Origin of the sequence: Pseudomonas hydrolytica, from assembly GCF_021495345.1 — a bacterium.
In the GTDB taxonomy this organism is placed as follows: Bacteria; Pseudomonadota; Gammaproteobacteria; order Pseudomonadales; family Pseudomonadaceae; genus Aquipseudomonas; species Aquipseudomonas hydrolytica.
Genome location: NZ_CP099397.1, coordinates 4,067,009 through 4,084,472, shown reverse-complemented (window position 1 = coordinate 4,084,472; position 17,464 = coordinate 4,067,009). Strand labels below are relative to the sequence as shown.

Sequence of the window (17,464 nt, the reverse complement as noted above, 5' to 3'; positions counted from 1 at the left end):
GTAGTCCATTTTTTCCCTGAGCCGAGCTGCTTGGTGGGCGCCCGTGTCACGGGCGAGCAGGTGTGCCGATATCCAGATGCCTGGCTCATCTGGATAATGGCTAATTGCTTTTAATGACTCAAGGGGATCGCGACCGTTGTCCTATGGCGCGATGACGCAACAAGGGCTGATGAGTCCGACTCGTTGATAACGGAGGATGCGCCCGCCACCGGGTAGTCGCTCGATACAACCCTTTTCCAGCAGGTCACTCAGGTGGCGGGTGGCGGTGGCTTTGGATACCTTCGCTACCGCCTGATATTGCGCCGCGCTGATACCATTCTCAAAACCCCGTTTGCCGCCATCGAGCAAGTGTTTAAGCACTTTGTCCTGCTCTGCTGATAGTGTTTGTCTGCTGTGTGCCTGCCAGACGCGCGCCTTGACTAGCGCGGTCGATACGAGCGAGGGGCTGCTCCAGGCTGTTGAGTAAGGTTGCGAGAAACCACTGCAGCCAGCTGGTGATATGCAGTCCGCCTTTCTGACTGGCTTCGAGAATGCGGTAGTAACCGGCGCGGTCATCGAGGATGCTCGCGGACATGTCGTAGAAGCGGATGGCTTGCTGCTCACCCTGGGCCAATGCCAGATCGGTGATGGCGCGCGTCAAGCGGCCGTTCCCATCACCGAATGGGTGCAGGGTGACGAACCGGAAATGAGCGATGCCGGCACGCAGAAAGGGATCAAGGCTAGCATCTTTGCGGCTGCTTTCGAGCTAGGCGATAAAGTCCGCCAATTGCGCTTCCAGTCCTGCGCGGGGAGGGGCTTCGAAATGTACGGTCGGTTGGTCGACTCGACCGGAAACGACCTGCATGGGCTCTTCGCCACGCAGTGCGCCGATGTATTCGGTCTAGCCAGCAGTTGGTCATCGCTGGGAATAGCCAGCAGTGCCAGGTAAATAGTCGCAGTTCGTCTAACCACTGTTGGTGCGCTCGGATGGCATCGAGCAGCAGTTCTGCCAGGTCTTCGAAGCGGGACGTGGGGCGGCCTTCTTAGTGCAGCCCCAGGCGTCGCGCGAGCTGACATTCAACTGCTCTCTCCCTCAATGGCCGAAGAGGTGACGATGTTCTGCAGCATGGCATCCGGGTTACTCTGCACCTCTGTGTCACTCTCCACAGCACCGATCATTATCAACACCGCCCCTGAGCCCGACTGCAAGCGCGCAGCAACGAGGCAAGTGCTTTGGCTTGCCAACTGAAGTGTGGCCAGTCGGGCAGCTGCCAGATCCAGAGCGGGTCCTTCATAAGGATTGTTCATCTATGAGCCGATTAGTGAGCCTATTCGGCTCATTTGGCGAGCCGATAATGCCGCTATTCAGCTCACTGTCTAATGCTCAAGCTGAGATTTCTGGCTTGATGAGCGCACTTGATCAGGGTTGCTGACTCAGCTAACGCGCCTGTATCAGTACTTCAGAAACCTCTTAGAGAGAGGTCACCCGTACCCCTTGGGGGATCGATAAAATGTGATGCAAGGAGATATAGCTCTCGGGCTACAAAATGGCTGAGCCAGAGCTTTTTTGTGGCTCAAGGGCCAGAGACTGCCGGACATGAATCGTATCTGCATCGGTTTCCGGCTGTAGGTTCGGTTATCGAGGTCTGTTCCAAGCTGATCGCAATGGGGAGGGCTAAGCACGCGCCAAGGCCTGCACTGGCGGGCGTTTGCGCTGTGCACGGCACGCCTATGCATAATTGAGTGCCGTTTCCACCCCCCGTGCAGACTGCTTTTCAGGCGAACGAAGTGCCGCCTCCTTTTATCTTGCCCTCCGCTTTTTCCGTGCCTTGTGCGCCTGAGCAGGGTAATCAGGCTGGGGGATACCAAGGATCTCGCAGTCGCTGGGCGGTAGCCGAGGGCAGACGTATCTGCAGCTCCGCGCTGCTTGAATGCGCAGGCTGAGCACACGCTATCGACATCTAGATCGACGTGTTAATGGACAGCTCATCGACATGAGCTCGATCACAAGAGCTGCGCCAGAACGATCATCGCGCCGACAGACAGCGGACCGAAGTTGAGATTGTCGAATGACTTCGGGTTGGTGCTGCTGAGTTGGAGTAGTTCATGGTCAATCAGGAGCCGGTAGATGTGCCAGGTTTGCGGCACGCGACCCTATCGATCACTGCGCAAGCGCCTGGCGACCAGGGCGCCATTGATGCGCACCGCACCTGACTATCTTGCATGCACACGTGTTGCGGCACCATCGACACCATGGTCTTCAACAGCGGTGCGTTCGTCAGCAGGTAGTCGTGTTGCGCAGCCATTGCATTGCCTCCGGTGGTAGGTGAACCACCATCAGATTGCTAGGAGCCGGTGCATTGGCCGGCGAAGTGCGATACAAGCCGGCAGACACGCTGTCGGACGTGTTGTAGACCAGCTGCGGTGGCTGCGTTGTGAGCGTTGCCCAACCCATGGCGAATATGCTGCCTGCGGGCAGTGTCAGCGGTCGCCATGCCTGGTGAGTCCCCAGCGTCATGACGTGGCCTGCTGCTTTAGCACCTCGCGCAGTATTTTCGCCATGGTCACGCCGGGGGCGAAGGCCGCCAGCTTGAGGCGCGTGCGCAGTGCTGGCGTCACGTCTAGAGTCAGCCGAGTGCTGTAGCGTTCGACCTTTCCGTTGTCGATGATAGCGCCCTGGCGTACCCAGACTTCGGCCCGTGGATCGGCCAGCGGATGTGCACCGAGACCGATGCGTTTGCCGCTCATGGCGACCACTTCAGCAGCTCGTCGACCAGGCTGCTGACCTCGCGCGCGGCGACGCTGTCCGGTGCCAGTTCGCACGCCAGGCGACCGGCTGCCACGCTCCCGGCGAAAGCGATGCGCTGGCATACGTCGGCCTGCAGCGCTGGCAGCGGCTGGTCGGCCAGGGCGCTGCGTGGTTCTCGGCCGATCACCTTAGTGCTGACGCGGCGGTTGATGGCAAATACCGCGCGCAGCGTGGGCCTGAACACCTGCGCTTCGCGGATCAGGTTGACCATCTCCGCGCTGGCCCACAGGTCGTAGGGGCTGGGTTGCACCGGGATCAATACGCGATCCGCTGCCAGCAACGCCGAGCGGGCGAGGGCGGCGATGAGCGGTGGCCCGTCGATGATCACGTGATCGGCACGACGAGCCAGCTCCGGGGCTTCCTGGTGCAGCGTCTCACGCGCCAGGCCGACGGCGCTGAACAGCCTGGGCAAGCCCTGCTGGCTGCGCCACTGCGTCCAGTCCAGTGCCGAGCACTGTGGGCCGGCATCGAGCAGGATGACGTTCTGTCCACGCGGGCCAGTTCGCCAGCGATATGGGTGGCGAGGGTGGTCTTGCCCACTCCTCCTCTCTGGTTGAGCTGGGCGACGATCATGGCCGGGTCTCCCTGGCCAAACCGCCCCGATCAGCACCTGTCCACACACAGGCGCTGCCCCAATAACAAGTTAGAGCTTTTAAGTTAGTTAAGTTAAGGGAGGCTGGAAGCCCCGCTAGCCGTGGCCTGCAGCGGAGTTCGTGCGCCTGATAGCACGAGGGTGATGCGCCTGATAGCACGTGCCCGGTTGCGCCTGATAGCACGACTGCATTCACAGCTTTTCCCGAAGTTATCCCCGTGCCGTCTACGGCACGCGCCGGAGATCCAGTCGCCTGGGGGGCAAGCGCTGCGATGTTTCAGCGGTTTCCTAGGCTGGGGTTGGCGCCGATCCCGGAGCTGGGTAAGGGCAGGTTCGAGATAACTGCGCTCAGGAGAGGCGTCACGATCTGCGGCGCATCGTCCTCGTGCTGGAGTTAGCGCCGATGATCGCCCTCCGGGCCTGTGCGAGTTTGCCGGAAACGGTCCAGGAGCGCGTTGAGGCGCTTCAGGTGACTTGGGAAGGGGCGCAGATGGGGTAACGCGGCTGGAGCGTTCTAAGGGCCTCTGGAGGCGTTTCTGGTCGCTGTCGTTGAGCGTGGCTCAAGGGTGAACAGGCGGGCCTAACTGGTAGACCTTGGCCTGTTCGTGTGCGAGCTCGCGTCTCGCAGTCTCGCCCAACGGGCGGCATATGGCGTGTGTGGCTGCAGTCTCCGAAGGTGCGGTTCTACGGCTTTCTGCAAAACCGGACAACCGCATCGGTGGGTTTCCGTAAATCCGTAAAAACGTAAATCCGCTTCCCCACAGATCCGTAGATCCGTGGATACGGATCGACGGATTTGGGCAAAACCGTAAGGCCGTAACGGTCTCAATCAACTGGCAACACAACGCGGTTGCTCCGGGCTGATCACCGTATGTTCGCACCCTCGCATCAGCCTTGCGGGTGGGGCGCGCGGGTGGCCGGCAGGACAGGGGCGCAAAAAACAGGGCACCGGGTCACCCCGGCGCCTTCTGCTGGTTTAGCGATTCCAGAACACATGCACCTGCTCGAAGCCGGTCTCCAGGGTGAACAGGTCGCCGCTGTACTCCATGTCGCGGGCCATGGCGCGGTAGTCGATGTACATGGCAAGGTGCTGCGGAATGCGGGTGGTTTCCTCGGTCAGCTCCTGGGCGTAGTCAGCCAGCGAGCTGTAGCAGCCACAGTAATCTTCCTCGGCTGCCTTGCGCGCCTGCTCCAGGTCGTTGAAATGGGCGAGCAGGGCGCCGCCGAACTCTGGGTACTCCTCGATGAAGCACGCAATCTCATGGGCGTTTTCGAGGCCCTCGTACTCGCCGAGGCGATAGCCGTTGAAGCCCTCGAAGTCATGGATGGCGTATTCCTCCGCCCCCTCGATCGGCGAGGCCGCCAGCATGGCGTCGACCTGTTCCTGGATGTCGTCCAGCTCCAGGGTGGCGTCGATCCAGACGCCATGCAGGTGACCGGCGTTGTAGGCGGCCAGGTCGGCAACGTAGATCCTGATTTCTTCGCTCATGGCTTTCGCTCCTTCGTCTTCAGGGTTCTGCGCTTGCGCTGCGCATGAACCCCTGCCGACTAGGGCGACTAAGGCGGTCGTGAAAAAATCAGGAAAAATCGCGGAGGATCCACCCAGCGCAGCGGCCGGGTGGAAACCGTCTATTTTTCTTGATTTTGAGGGGGCAAGAACCCCTGCTTTGGAAAGGGGGACCGTTACCATGGGTGGTGACAGCAACATGCTCGTCAGTTGGCAACTGGCCGGAGGCAGCCAAGAACAGGCACTTGACTCGTCTGCCGACCCTTATCGGCCCATTGCCCTAGTTCAGCGCACTGACCTATTTCAATGCTTTTCTACTTTCACATGGTGCAGCGGTGATGACCGAGACGACGCGACCACCTAGCATAAGCGCCTCTAACTCGCACCAGAATAACTGGCTAAAGAGGTCGCCGGGAAGATTCATCAGTGAGCTCGCTGAGTGCGGCTATAGGTTGATTCCGTTGAGAGCGTCTTAGTACTTGATATATCTCGCCAAAAAAATACAAAATCTCATGCCACCTACCCAGGTAGTATCTGGGGCAAGCTAAGAGAGCGCTGAAATGGAAATATTTGGTCTTTCAATCAATGGGCAAAAAATCGCCTTCCCAAGTAGCAATAAATATAGCGCCAATAAAGTTGACTTGTTAACTGGCCCCAATGGATCGGGGAAAACACGAGCTCTGAGTATTTTAGCTGAAGAGTTCAGCGGGAAGGTGTTTTCCTCGCAGCGCAGAGGGCAGGCTCCTAATGATATACACATATATCTAAAGGATAATGCTCCCCCCAGTAAAATTATCGCGCAAACGTACAGTCCATTTTCACGCTTCCCTCCATCGATCTCCGACGTCGCCAGGAGCTCTCTCACAAGCGTTTACGCCGAAGGAAATCGCCGCGGGAAGTATTACACCTGTCTTGGCTTATGGCGCACTCGTCGGCCCAATATAAATGATGTATCAAAGCGTGCGCTAGAGGAGTCAATCTTCAATCTCAGTGAATCACCTGAGTGCGCCGCATTGATCGCCAGGGTAATGCAAAACATAGGGTTTGAAGATAAATTTGTCCTTATTTACAAGCTGGAAAGACAAATAGATAGGCTGATTCTCGCCAATAGATCTGGAGGAGCAGGTGCCATTCTCAACGAGCTTGATTTCCTAACGCCCTACGGCACTTTCTCCCCTCTGCGAAGAGAACTCGATAGATCTGATCCAATACAGCTTTCCGAGCTTCTGGCAGTCGCTTTCAATGTTCTTGGTGATCTGCAAGTAGGAGATCGGCACTATCAGGCTGAATTTGGATCCCGCAGTAGGAAAAGCACCTATGACTACGCAATCATTCAAGCTCTATCTCTACTTCGTCAACTTGGTATGTTGAGATTGGTTTCATGCGACTTGACAAGCGTTAACGGTTATAGCTTTGACGTAGTTCAAGCAAGTTCAGGTCAGCAGCAAATGATTTGCTCCATCATGGAATTGGCGTCCTCTTTAGAAAATGACACGCTCGTCCTCATTGATGAACCGGAGCTTAGCCTTCACCCTCAGTGGCAACAGATGTATCTTGACAACTTGCATGCAGCTCTTGAGCCTTTCAGAGGCTGCCATGTTTTGGTTGCGACACACTCACCACTAGTTGTGCAGCGCGGTCTGCAGTCTGGTGTCGGTGTGATTCAGCTCGGAACGGATGATCACATTGTTCCAGCACCATCTACATCCGTAGAAGGAGCGCTCCTGAACGTATTCGATACTCCCGTATCCGACAGCGTATATCTAGCCAATCAGATATTTTCCGCAGTTACTAAAGCCGAGGAGGGTGGAGAAAGAGAAAAAATAAACTCTCGTCAAGAGCTACAGCGGTTAGCAAATATTTATTCCAATTCGCCAATAGATAGCAGTAAGACACTTCGCCTTATTCGCCAGGCCATAGACCTCCTTGAGTCGGAGGGAAGATAAAGTGCTTCATCCATTGAGTCGGCGAAAAGCGGAAGTTCTGACGGTATTAAATAGCGTCAGCCAAGAAGATCATTTAAAACTCAAGCAGCTTGGTGCTGCAGATAATAAGTTTTGGAGTACTGATGATGAGGCCCATGCGCCGTTAGTAGCTGCCTTCAGGACCGAGGTAAAAGATTACTACTGGGGGAGACAAGCACGTAGATGCTGCTATTGCAGCAAAGAGCTCGATGAAAGCAAAGCCGCCTACGATGCCGAACACATCATTCACAAAGATGAGTTCCCTCAGTTCATGTTTGAGTTAGCAAATCTGTCGGTGGCTTGCAGAACGTGCAATGGGGTGAAGAAAAATAAGCTAGTACTCGCGCTGAACGTGACGCTAGCGGAAGTGCCGAGACAGTCTAGCGACTATACAATTGTTCATCCTCACTTAGATGAGTGGAGTGATCACTTCAGGCACGACGAGATAAGCCGAATTGTTCCTGCCAACGAAAGCATGAAGGGCGCAAAAACGATAGAAGTATGCGGAATTCATTATCTAAACGCCGCCCGTCTAGCTGACTACTTCCTTCCGGCTGATCACAAAACTGTTCAGCAAGCACTTGAGGGGCTATTTCGGGTAAAAAGTCGCGGATGGAAAATCAAGTACCTAGAGGTTCTTAATGGGTTGGTAGATGAACACAACTTTCAACCGGCGAGGGAAATATTAGGCGCACTAAAGGACGAAGTTTAAGCGCTCTGGGCGTCCTTAGCAGGGCATGTCGTGCGGGATCTGAAGGTTTCAAAGGCTAGATTTAACTATGCCGAGGACGTGATGAGTGACTCACTAACAAATCTTAAGAGCACCCTTTGGGCTCTCAAAGCTGCAGGTGCCGATGGTTTTGAGGGGTTCCTTAGAGTTGTTCTTACTCGCTTGACGGGCATTCCTTTTCGGCTAGCTGTAAGTGGCTTGCAGGGGGGGATGGATGGTGACTCAGCGTTGCGAGGCGACGCCGTGAGTTTCGAGGCCAAGCGATACTCAGGGACGATTCCCCGCAATGAAGTACTGACAAAGATCGTAGATCTTGCTCGAAAAAGCGGTGCCGCTGATCGACTTTGGATTCTTGGTGCAACAGTTGAGGTAGGCGCACAATTGGTGACTGCCGTGGAAGAGGTCGGTGATCAAAACGCGATCTCGACCCTGATACTCGATTGGACTGCTGAACCCATACCACTTTTGGCTGTCGCTACCGCTGCCGCTGGTGAGTCTGCGATAGATTTTATGCTAACGCATTGCGTTCCCCAGCCTGACCGTCACGAGCTCGCTAAATCGATCAAAGAAATATCGGAGCACCCCGAGTTTGGCTGTCTGCTGCAGAAGCTCCGGTCGGACTTGAACGTTTCGACCCTGGCTACTGCGCGCTCAACTGAGGCGAACAAGGAGTGGAGAAGAAGCTCTTTCAGCTCCGGGCACACTGCCAGGGAGCGTTTGGGGCAGGCACTTGCAGTGACCGCCCAACCAACGCTTCTGCCATTGCGTGCAACCCAGCGGAATCAGGTGAAAGAGTATTTGCAATGCGGTCAGAGCGTCATTCTTTCTGGGGGAGAGGGGCATGGCAAATCGTGGCTTGCTGCGCAAATTTGCTGTGACCATGAGGGGCTAGCTATCTTTGCGAGCGCGGAGCAGTTTGAGGGCATTGCGCCCAATGAACTCGACAAGAGTCTCATTGAACTCTTGATCCAACAGACCGGTGGTATGTCTGATGAGGCAGTCCGCCGTAGATGGCGCCACCGGCTTGTTGCTTGGAAGAGCCAGCCCCCCTCATCTCCTGTGCTTGTCATTGTCGATGGCATAAACCAACGAGACAGATTGCGGTGGGATAGAATTCTCAACAGTTTACAGGAGCGGCTACAGGCTATTGGTGGACGCTTAATCGTCTCTGTACGGCCCCAGTTTTGGCATAAGATCGTTGCTCCCGGATTGGCCTTCCGACCTAAGTTAATTGATGTGCCGGTGTGGTCGCCGGATGAGCGCGACCAATTGCTAGGCCATTACGGCATCAGCCTTGATTGGCTTGATGAGGCTACGTTAGAAACTCTTCTCAACCCCCGCCTACTTGGGGTTGCGGTAGCGACCCTGCCTCATCATAGTTCTACTGCATGGAAAGGTCTCACTCCCGACAGGATTCTCATGGAGCACCTTCGGGCTTCGCAGCGAGAAAACTTCGAACCAGAGACGCTATCTGAGCTAACCAAGCGCCTCAGTAACCATGCCAAGGAAGTACTGGAGCGAGTCAGAGCATCACCAAGCGAGCCACCGCTGAGATTTGAGGTGGACTCGACTGCGGTAATCGAAACACGGTTCTTTAGAAGTCTTCCAGGTCCAGGTGACACATACGAGCTCCGCATGGAAGGGTTGACTCTCGCTCTCGGTTACACATTGATTGATCAGCTGTGGAAGGCACAGGGCTCTGGTTTAGCCCTTAGTGAGCGTATGACTCACCTAATTGATCCAATACATGCGATGGATCGAACCGTGGATGTCATGTTCGCTGCACTGATGGTCTGCGCCCTAGACCCGATTCGTTTCGATGAAGCCATATTCTCCGTACTCCTCGACGCATTTTCCCATCTCCAGAACGTTAGCGATCAACGCTTCGAGGAGTTTGTCGAGATCTCCAAAAACCAGCCAGCGGAGTTCTTTAAAACACTGGGCGTGATTACCCTCGAGCGAGGGCGGCGCCTGAACCAAGACTGGTTTACTCATGCCGCATTTGAGATTGCCAGCTCAGATGACGGCTGGCCAGTAACGGAGCTATTCATTCACCGCTGGATGCATTGCTATAACAAGGACGCTGTCGAGCAGACGAACCGTTACCCAAATCAAAATAATGATAAGGATTTGGAACGTCTCCAAAAGACACAGGGAGAAATTCAAAGCGTACTATTAACCTTGTCACCGTTCGAAAGTACCCTGTTAGAGAAGATGACTGAGGTTTCTGGTGAGGTGAATAATCTTTTCACCCTTGCGATTCATCTTCTTGCTGGACGACCGCTTGCTGGGTTTTCAAACAGCTTTATAGCGCTAGGCCTCGGTTTTGCTCTTGATAGAGATGTTGCATCCGCCCGCAAGGCTTTTCAACAGTTGACTATTTTTAATAGCGTAGATCGAGACGCAGCTAAGTCAGCGTACATCAAAGCAATTGAGCCGCTTCGAACGCCAGAAACCTCCAGGTCTGGTCAATGGACGGTTGTACGCATGCTCTATGCAACTGGAGATGAAGCAGCTGCAATAGAGGCCAGCACCATTGTAGAAAAACTACGTAAGGAGAGTCCCCACTGGATTTGGCCTGAGCTTGATGGGTGGCGTAAACTGCACGTAGCTAATCCTGGCGCTAACAAGCCAACAGATATGAATGCGGGCTTAGAGCTTTTTCGCGCTATTAGTCCCGAAAAGGTCATGCTGTCGATGGGGCAAAGCTCGGAAGACTACGATCTACGAGAGTTGCTCCCAGTGGTATGCCGGTTTGAGCCAAGAATTGCTACCGACAAAGCACGTGAAATTCTATCTGGGCTGCTCACTAGGGCTGCATTTCCACTTCGTCAATTGATCTTAAATGGCACCAGGTTTTCCCCTTTGATGACCCGCGACTTAGCACTTCGGGTAGTTTCAAGAGTGACCGAAGTTGGTGCTGACATTTTTGAAGAGCTCCCAGAGAGGGAGCGAGATTTTATGCGGATGTGCCTATTCTGCTATGCCGCACCCCAGCTCATATCATCAGAGCAACTTGATTGTATGACTGACCCTGCATTCGGGACAGACTACCTTCTCAAAATTATTCCCAGCCTAAAGCCGCAGCCGGCTGAAGCAATTTGCAATGTATTGCAGGCGGCGTTAGATACACATGATGATGCCGCTATTTACGGCACTCTGGCTGCAGCGCGCCACGGTAATACACCAATCACACCGAAACTAGAGTCTCTTTTACTTTGCTGCGAAAGATCAGAGTCATCAGTGATTCGGGCGCTTTCTTTTGAAATGACAATTGAGTACAACCTCAAGAAGCTTAGAGATTTCCATGCTCAAAGTGGTTGGTCCGCGCTTGAAGCCGACATTACGAAGTATGAGAGTTGGTTCGGTTCTGTCCTGCTTGTGGAAGCCGCCGCCAGAAAGGAGTTGCCTTATAATGCACTACTGAAGCGCATAAGCCCGGAAACGTGGTTCATTGCTGCCGAGCGGGTAGGTGATGAGATGCTTAAGCCCCTGGTTGAATCATTCTTAAATCGTCTACGAGGAGCAGTGAGGGCAGCCCAGAGCCTTGAACCTCCTGCTGTTGACTTTATTGTCTCGGTTGATTCTGGTATGTTTCCTTTACTTTCTATCGATGAAACAGAGCGTCTCAACAGTCGATTTCCACGTCAGAAAGAGCCTTCAGGGATGCTAGGGATTGAGAGCTTCGAAAAGGACCGAGCTCGGCTTCGTGCAATCGCCAATACTTTTTTGGAGAAGCTGAACAATACGGATGCTCAGCTCATTATCCAGAACTTGACCATTAACGACATAAATTTGCTAATCCGAGCAGATCCGACGGTCTTGTTTCGTATGCTCGATATCTTTGAGTGTGCGAGCGCCACTGAGCTTTCATGGCTAAGAGGCGTCGCGCTCATCGTTGCTAACATAGCTTCGACAATCGCCTCCGAAAGGGCTATCGCTCTTTTCCAGCGAGCTTTAGCTGTTCAGGGCGTTGTGGCCCATGACCGTGGAGACGATTTGACACTTGAGCATGAAGCGATCTGGTCAAGCGCACCGTCACAAAAAATAGAGTTGCTATGGCGTGATCGTCTTCTTCAATGTGGCAACGACAAGATTCTTGCCCAAGAGGTACTCGCAGCTGAGCGGTTTGGTGCTATGAATTTCATTAGGTCTTTTGTTGAACAGCATTCGCGTAGCGCATCGACGCTTGATCAGGCATACGCGATTACCGTTGCCGGGTTCTCTCTACAATCTGAGCAGCTACTTGGCGTTATCGAGAGCCATATGGGTGACAGCGGTATTACCGGCGAGGCTGCAAAAAAAGCAAAGGCAGCACACGAAGCAGATCAATGGGGACGAAAGTGGGTGAAAGATATGTGCGGTGCACATTCTCCCGAGGAGTTCTGGCGTTGTCTCATAATTGCTCAAACTTGCATGGATGCACGGACAACCACTGAACTGATACAGGGCACTAGGTGGGTGCCTTACGCGCCTCTTCTAAGAAGTGTTAGAAGTGAGGCCATTAAGGCGCAGGGCAAAAACAGAGAGAAGACTCTTCTGGGGCAAGAGACTCCGGAAGGGATTTTTATCACGGGATATGGAGATAAAAAGAAACTTTCTTTGGGCAAACACCTCATGATCTAACAGTGCGTGATATAGATTAAGTCTTCTTACGGCATTTGTTAAGGATGGACTGCTATTGGCCGTTCTCGGCCTGTATCTGGCCCCCGTACAGTGGGGCTCTCCCTGTAGTTTGCTGGCATATTATTGTTAGCGTAAGCCGGCAAGGCCGGCTTACGTACGTCTGCTTTACAGCTCCAGGGAAAGGGGGTTGGCCGACGGGCCACAGCATCTGTGTGAGCATATGCGCTGGTGGACGCGGCTGAGGAAGCCCACTTCGAAGGCTCTCCGTTCTATCGCGCATGGCAGTAAGTCGCGCTCGGCGATCATCACTGCCCAGAGCCATCCACTGCGGGCGTTGTCGAGCCAGGTCTGGGCCAGCTTCACACCCTGGTTGAACGCCTCCCTACAGTCGGCAGCCCAGATGATTTCTACACCTGGGTGGCCATCGTGAGGTGGCAGGCACGTCATGACGCCCTTGCTCATCTGGCACCTCCTCGTACTTCGGAGAGGGCTCGGCGATAGAGCACCACCATCTCATCGAGCAGATCCAAGGCTGAATATGCAGCGATCCGTACACGTAGATCTGCCGGCTGCAGCCCGTCAGGTTCAGCCAGTTGATCGAGCAGATTGCCGAGCATTACGCCGCGTAGTTCAGCCGCAGCTTCAGAGGCTAGGTGAGATCGTTCGGATTCATGCAGCGGGCTTCGCTGCAGTGGAAAAGGTACAACGCAGGATTCGAACTCAGCCATGGCACACCTCCAGATTAGAGGTGGACAGCAAGACCAGCAGCCCAAGGCGGAGCTCTCGGGTAAAAAGTGGGTAGCGCATTCCTTATGCTCCTTGGTTCGATTAAGGAGCCACTACCAACCGTTGTCACGCGGATTGGTGGTGGACCGCACGGGGGTGACAACCGGGAACCAAGGGAACCGGCCAGGCAAAAGCCTGCCCCGCACGGCCCACCATAGAAAAGCGTTAGCCCAGCACTTGCGTGCCTGCTAATCACCTTTGGCGTTGCCGCGCCCTTGCTCCACGAGTTGTCACGCTCGGTCGTGGGACTTACCACGACGGGCGCACTCTAGCCCGAGGGTTTCACGATGGCAACCTACTGTGGCGTAGTTGAGATTGAAGACGGGTAACGCCTCGGCCTCTGATTCGGCGACGGCATGTTCGGGCTCGTCTCGGTGGCAGGGTACGGATAATATGAGGGCTGATTGATGATGGTGTCGTAGAGCCGTCGCCCCGCAAATCGATCTGTCTCCCGCGCCAGTAAAAGCTCTGCGCGATTGACGGTAGAAGTGGCGGTAAGGCCCATTTCAATTTCAGCCAATCCCTTTAGCCAAGCGGGTTCGGGCGGCTTGTTGATGATCGAGTGGGAATGATGACCCTCCGAGCCTAGCTCGTGTGACGAAACCCCGGCCATGCTGCCGGGGTTTTGTTTTTCGGGGTATGTGGCGCGTTTTCTGTCGTCCGCCGAGCGCTTTGGCTAGGGTTAGGCTTTTACTTGGCAAAAAGGAAGCGCTCATGTCCGTCAACTCGCCATCTGCCTCGTGCTCGCGCACTTTCCTGGCCGCTCTGCTGCTGGCCGTGGCTCCCTGCAGCTTGGCTCAGGATGTAATTGAGCTTTTCGGCGAGCGCCCTTACACCGGTCGAGTCGACTTCAAGGTGGCACCTCCCTCCGGCAAACCGGACAGCCACTACGGGAAGGGAAGCGTATTGCTGGAGCGCAGTGCGCCGGGTAAGGCGAGTCTGCAGCTGCGGGGCAAGGTTCCGGACAGCACCACGCAGACCGAGCTCACTATTCCAGGTCTTTATGACGATGCAGGTTGGCGCAGCGAGCCGGGTGACGTGCAGGTGAGCATCAGTGCCGACGGGCGTGTCAGCGGTGGCGGTATCAGCGACGGACGTACCTTCCTCTTTTCCGGCACTTTCAGCCCGACTGAGGTACGACTGGAGGTGCGTGTCACGTCGGCGCGCGAGGAAGGCGGTGTGCCTGCCGGCACTACCCTGACTTTCGATTATCGGGTCAAGCGCGAATCCCTTGCGGCGCAAGGCGTTCAGGAGGCAGAGGGCGGTTGTCGTCTGGTCATGCGGCCCATTGCCAATTTCGGTGGCGGCATGACCATGGCTCAGGTACCTGAGTGCGATTGAACGGAGAACTCTGCCGGGGTGGATGGCGGGCCGCGAATACCTTGAGTAGCTCCGTGGACAGTCAGCTCTGCAGCAATGACAGCGTCACCAGGAGGGCGAACATGCTCAGGCTCAGAAAACCGATCAGCAGCATGCGTCTGTCTTCTCGAATCTGGCTGGTGAGTATCGCTTTGCGCTGCTGCCAGTCGCAGGCGATGGTGATCCAGCGATTTTCCAGCATCTGGCGCCAATCCTCATCGCTCAGCCAGCAGGCGACATGATGTGCGGGCAGATCCAGTGCGGGGAACAACTCCTCGCACGTCAGCGGGCCGAGGGATATCTGAAAGCGCTGACCATGTCGCTCGCAGTCCAACTCGAGGCGGACTTGCGGGCGGCTGTCCTGGAAGTGAATGTCTTCCAGGTCGGGTGTGAAAACTTCATAGGATGTGATTTGCGCCGTGCCTGGACGCAGCAAGGCTCTGCGGATTTTTTCCCAGAGCAGCTGCGCCAGCTTGTAAAAGGCCCAGGCGGCAAAGGCGAATAGCAGCAGGCTGATCAGCCACAGCAGGCCGCCGAGCAGGATGAAGAGCACGATCATGATCAGTACCCTGTAAGCAGCGTCGGTGCAGCTTCCCAGATGAGGTAGCTCATGAGCATCAGCGCCATTGCGGCGAAGGGCGATGCGGCGTTTGGGGATTCGGGAGTGGCATCGGCAGGGTTCGCTTTGGGAACGTAAAGCAGAAAGGTGCCGGCCTGTTCGTTGAGCTCGACATGTTCTTTGTCGGACACGAGATGCTCAACTTCGTAGGTGCGTTGTTCGTACTCGTAACGCAGGCGATAGACGTACTTGAGGCTTACCATCGTGGTTTTGCCAGCGCTGATACGTGCTTCTACGAGTTTTTGATCGATGATCGACGCTTTCACGATGTCGTGCGGCCGGCCAAGCCTGTAGCAGTCGGACCAGATCGCCTCGCCGAACGCGGCCATTAGCCCAATCCACATAAGCAGGATCAGTGGCGTGATCGCCACGATCATGATGCCCAAGGGGGCGTCGAAGAAGAAACTGTCCATGTCCTGATGAGTGCTTCCTGTTGATTCCTTGGCAATCTTACCCTGTTGAACCCCGCCGTTTATCGGCGCTATCTCGCAGTATCTGCCGCGGCAATTTGTCTTTGTCAGGGTGCTCGTCTGGCTATCCATGAAAATGAGAAGATACCGCAATTGAGTATGCTCACGAGTTGAGGATGAAGATGTCGTTTACCCGCAGGCAGGTGCTCGCCGGGCTGGCTGGCCTGGGTGTAGCCGGGTTGGGCGTCGGTGGTGTGCGTTATTGGCTGGGGCGTCCGGAGAATATTGCCACGCACGATTACGAGCTGATCGCCGCGCCGCTGGATCTGGAACTGGTGCCGGGGCAGAAGACGCCGGCCTGGGCCTATGGCGGCCAGGCGCCGGGGTTGGAGCTGCGTTGCCGTCAGGGCGAGCGACTGCGGGTGCGCTTCATCAACAAGCTGGACGTGCAGAGCACCATCCACTGGCACGGCATTCGTCTGCCGCTGGAGATGGACGGCGTGCCCTACGTCTCCCAGGCGCCGGTACTGCCGGGCGAATACTTCGACTACGACTTCATCTGCCATGACGCCGGCAGCTTCTGGTACCACCCGCATACCGCCAGCGCCGAGCAGCTGGGGCGTGGCCTGGTGGGGCCGCTGATCGTCGAGGAGCGCGAGCCGACCGGCTTCCGCCATGAGCGCACGCTGAGCCTGAAGACCTGGCATATCGATGAGCAGGGCGCCTTCAGCGAGTTTCTGGTGCCGCGCCAGGCGGCGCGCGAAGGTACGCGCGGACGGCTGAACACCATCAACGGCCAGCCCAATCCGACTCTCGAATTGCCAGCAGGGCAGGTGGTGCGCCTGCGCCTGATCAATGTCGACAACACCATCACCTACCGTCTCAACCTGCCGGGCGGCGAGGCGCGCATCTATGCCCTGGATGGCAATCCGGTGCAGCCGCGGCCGCTGGGCAAGGAGTACTGGCTGGGGCCGGGCATGCGCATCGATCTGGCGCTCAGGGTCCCGGCGCCTGGGCAGGAGTTGCCCCTGCGCAATGGTCCGCTGCGCCTCGCCACGTTTAGGAGCGTTGCCAGCGCGGAGGGCGCGGCTGACTGGCCGCCGCCGCTACCGGCCAATCCCGTCGCCGAGCCGGATCTGGCACGCGCCGAGACCCTGCGTTTCAACTTCGAGTGGGCGGCGACGCCGTCCGGCGATGTCGAGCGTGGTGGCAGCTACAGGTACTGGCAGATCAACGGCCAGGCCTGGGACATCAATGACAAGACCTGTGCAGATCGCCCCATCGCCACGCTGAAGAAGAACGGGCACTACATCTTCGTGCTGCGCAACATGGCGCAGTACCAGCACCCGATCCACCTGCACGGCATGACCTTCAAGGTGCTGGGTTCGGATCGGCGCAAGATCATTCCGTATTTCACCGACACCTACCTGCTGGGCAAGAACGAAACGGCGCGCATCGCCCTGGTCGCCGATAATCCCGGGGTGTGGATGTTCCATTGCCATGTGGTCGACCATATGGAGACGGGGCTGATGGCGGCCATCGAAGTGGTGTAGGGTGTGCGCCGTTTTCCGGCCCGCTTCGCCTGGCCGCCCTACGGATTGATGCCATGAAAAGACCGCAGATCATCGACCGCTCGCGTGACGAGCACTTCATGCGCCTGGCGCTGGCGCAGGCGCGCCTGGGCGCGGAGCAGGGCGAGGTGCCGGTCGGTGCGGTGCTGGTGCAGGACGGCGAGGTGGTGGGGCAGGGCTTCAATTGCCCGATTCTGCGTCACGATCCCAGTGCCCATGCCGAGATGGTGGCGATCCGCGCTGCGGCGCAGAGCGTGCAGAACTATCGGCTGCCCGGCAGCACGCTGTATGTCACCCTGGAACCCTGCAGCATGTGCGCCGGCCTCATCGTGCATGCGCGCATCGCCCGTGTGGTGTACGCCGCCAGCGAGCCGCGGGCCGGGGTGGCGATCAGTCAGGGGCAGTTCTTCGACCAGGGCTTTCTCAACCACCGGGTGCTGGTGGAGGGGGGGCTGCTGGCCGAGGAAAGCGGGGCGCTGCTCAAGGATTTCTTCAAGGCTCGGCGGGGCTGA

13 protein-coding genes and 2 pseudogenes are annotated in these 17,464 nt (G+C 56.3%); 6 read left to right on the top strand and 9 right to left on the bottom strand.

Features of this window, described 5'->3' with window-relative positions; genetic code table 11:
* Positions 1 to 141 precede the first annotated feature (141 nt).
* The 5 genes and pseudogenes from L1F06_RS19135 to L1F06_RS19115 all read right to left on the bottom strand — a co-directional run bounded on the left by L1F06_RS19135 (position 142) and on the right by L1F06_RS19115 (position 4,869).
* Positions 142 to 1,274 (bottom strand): annotated as a pseudogene (locus L1F06_RS19135) (Fic family protein).
* A gap of 709 nt (positions 1,275 to 1,983) precedes the next feature.
* On the bottom strand, positions 1,984 to 2,127 hold the full coding sequence (locus tag L1F06_RS19130) for a hypothetical protein (protein WP_252576686.1): 144 nt from the start codon (positions 2,125 to 2,127) through the stop codon (positions 1,984 to 1,986).
* A 366-nt stretch (positions 2,128 to 2,493) separates the two neighbouring features.
* On the bottom strand, positions 2,494 to 2,727 hold the full coding sequence (locus tag L1F06_RS19125; protein WP_122108648.1) for a hypothetical protein: 234 nt from the start codon (positions 2,725 to 2,727) through the stop codon (positions 2,494 to 2,496).
* Positions 2,724 to 3,361 (bottom strand): annotated as a pseudogene (gene parA / locus L1F06_RS19120) (ParA family partition ATPase). Before parA ends, L1F06_RS19125 begins: the two are co-directional and overlap by 4 nt.
* Positions 3,362 to 4,356: 995 nt before the next feature.
* Entirely contained in the window at positions 4,357 to 4,869 is a 513-nt protein-coding gene (locus L1F06_RS19115) for an antirestriction protein ArdA (RefSeq protein WP_129481727.1), read from the bottom strand.
* Positions 4,870 to 5,447: 578 nt separating this feature from the next.
* On the opposite strand from L1F06_RS19115, the gene L1F06_RS19110 reads away from it, so the two are divergent.
* The 3 genes from L1F06_RS19110 (at position 5,448) to L1F06_RS19100 (ending at position 12,207) form a co-directional block, all read left to right on the top strand.
* Positions 5,448 to 6,833, top strand: a complete 1,386-nt coding sequence (locus tag L1F06_RS19110; RefSeq protein WP_129481726.1) for an AAA family ATPase — start codon at positions 5,448 to 5,450, stop codon at positions 6,831 to 6,833.
* Between the two features lies 1 nt (position 6,834).
* A complete protein-coding gene (locus tag L1F06_RS19105) occupies positions 6,835 to 7,563 on the top strand; it encodes a hypothetical protein (RefSeq protein WP_129481725.1) in 729 nt (242 codons plus the stop codon).
* Positions 7,564 to 7,644: 81 nt separating this feature from the next.
* Positions 7,645 to 12,207 carry a hypothetical protein gene (locus L1F06_RS19100; protein WP_129481724.1) on the top strand — a complete coding sequence of 1,521 codons (4,563 nt, stop codon included), beginning with the start codon at positions 7,645 to 7,647 and terminating at the stop codon, positions 12,205 to 12,207.
* A 165-nt stretch (positions 12,208 to 12,372) separates the two neighbouring features.
* On the opposite strand, the gene L1F06_RS19095 is transcribed toward L1F06_RS19100, so the two are convergent.
* On the bottom strand, positions 12,373 to 12,669 hold the full coding sequence (locus L1F06_RS19095) for a LasR-specific antiactivator QslA (RefSeq protein WP_129481723.1): 297 nt from the start codon (positions 12,667 to 12,669) through the stop codon (positions 12,373 to 12,375).
* On the bottom strand, positions 12,666 to 12,935 hold the full coding sequence (locus L1F06_RS19090; protein WP_129481722.1) for a hypothetical protein: 270 nt from the start codon (positions 12,933 to 12,935) through the stop codon (positions 12,666 to 12,668). The genes L1F06_RS19095 and L1F06_RS19090 overlap by 4 nt, the downstream gene beginning before the upstream one ends.
* A gap of 772 nt (positions 12,936 to 13,707) precedes the next feature.
* Between L1F06_RS19090 and L1F06_RS19085 the strand changes: the two genes are divergently transcribed.
* Positions 13,708 to 14,334: a hypothetical protein gene (locus tag L1F06_RS19085; protein WP_129481721.1), complete on the top strand. Its 627-nt coding sequence runs from the start codon at positions 13,708 to 13,710 to the stop codon at positions 14,332 to 14,334.
* A 61-nt stretch (positions 14,335 to 14,395) separates the two neighbouring features.
* On the opposite strand, the gene L1F06_RS19080 is transcribed toward L1F06_RS19085, so the two are convergent.
* A complete protein-coding gene (locus L1F06_RS19080) occupies positions 14,396 to 14,911 on the bottom strand; it encodes a hypothetical protein (protein WP_129481720.1) in 516 nt (171 codons plus the stop codon).
* A 2-nt stretch (positions 14,912 to 14,913) separates the two neighbouring features.
* The gene (locus L1F06_RS19075; RefSeq protein ID WP_129481719.1) at positions 14,914 to 15,384 is read right to left on the bottom strand and encodes a hypothetical protein; all 471 of its coding nucleotides are present in this window, start codon (positions 15,382 to 15,384) and stop codon (positions 14,914 to 14,916) included.
* A gap of 179 nt (positions 15,385 to 15,563) precedes the next feature.
* Here L1F06_RS19075 and L1F06_RS19070 point away from each other — a divergent pair, with 179 nt between their 5' ends.
* Both L1F06_RS19070 and tadA read left to right on the top strand, forming a co-directional pair.
* Positions 15,564 to 16,934 (top strand): multicopper oxidase family protein, encoded by a 1,371-nt coding sequence (locus L1F06_RS19070; RefSeq protein WP_129481824.1) that lies wholly within the window; start codon positions 15,564 to 15,566, stop codon positions 16,932 to 16,934.
* Between the two features lie 53 nt (positions 16,935 to 16,987).
* Complete coding sequence (tadA, locus tag L1F06_RS19065; RefSeq protein ID WP_096825748.1) at positions 16,988 to 17,464, top strand: tRNA adenosine(34) deaminase TadA; 477 nt, start codon at positions 16,988 to 16,990, stop codon at positions 17,462 to 17,464.

What these genes read in the sequence shown, in the direction of transcription:
- L1F06_RS19075 (WP_129481719.1), bottom strand. Translation starts at nt 15,384, where the DNA reads ATGGACAGTTTCTTCTTCGACGCCCCCTTGGGCATCATGATCGTGGCG.
- L1F06_RS19115 (WP_129481727.1), bottom strand. Translation starts at nt 4,869, where the DNA reads ATGAGCGAAGAAATCAGGATCTACGTTGCCGACCTGGCCGCCTACAAC.
- L1F06_RS19090 (WP_129481722.1), bottom strand. Translation starts at nt 12,935, where the DNA reads ATGGCTGAGTTCGAATCCTGCGTTGTACCTTTTCCACTGCAGCGAAGC.
- L1F06_RS19095 (WP_129481723.1), bottom strand. Translation starts at nt 12,669, where the DNA reads ATGAGCAAGGGCGTCATGACGTGCCTGCCACCTCACGATGGCCACCCA.
- L1F06_RS19100 (WP_129481724.1), top strand. Translation starts at nt 7,645, where the DNA reads ATGAGTGACTCACTAACAAATCTTAAGAGCACCCTTTGGGCTCTCAAA.
- L1F06_RS19125 (WP_122108648.1), bottom strand. Translation starts at nt 2,727, where the DNA reads ATGAGCGGCAAACGCATCGGTCTCGGTGCACATCCGCTGGCCGATCCA.
- tadA (WP_096825748.1), top strand. Translation starts at nt 16,988, where the DNA reads ATGAAAAGACCGCAGATCATCGACCGCTCGCGTGACGAGCACTTCATG.
- L1F06_RS19085 (WP_129481721.1), top strand. Translation starts at nt 13,708, where the DNA reads ATGTCCGTCAACTCGCCATCTGCCTCGTGCTCGCGCACTTTCCTGGCC.
- L1F06_RS19070 (WP_129481824.1), top strand. Translation starts at nt 15,564, where the DNA reads ATGTCGTTTACCCGCAGGCAGGTGCTCGCCGGGCTGGCTGGCCTGGGT.
- L1F06_RS19080 (WP_129481720.1), bottom strand. Translation starts at nt 14,911, where the DNA reads ATGATCGTGCTCTTCATCCTGCTCGGCGGCCTGCTGTGGCTGATCAGC.
- L1F06_RS19110 (WP_129481726.1), top strand. Translation starts at nt 5,448, where the DNA reads ATGGAAATATTTGGTCTTTCAATCAATGGGCAAAAAATCGCCTTCCCA.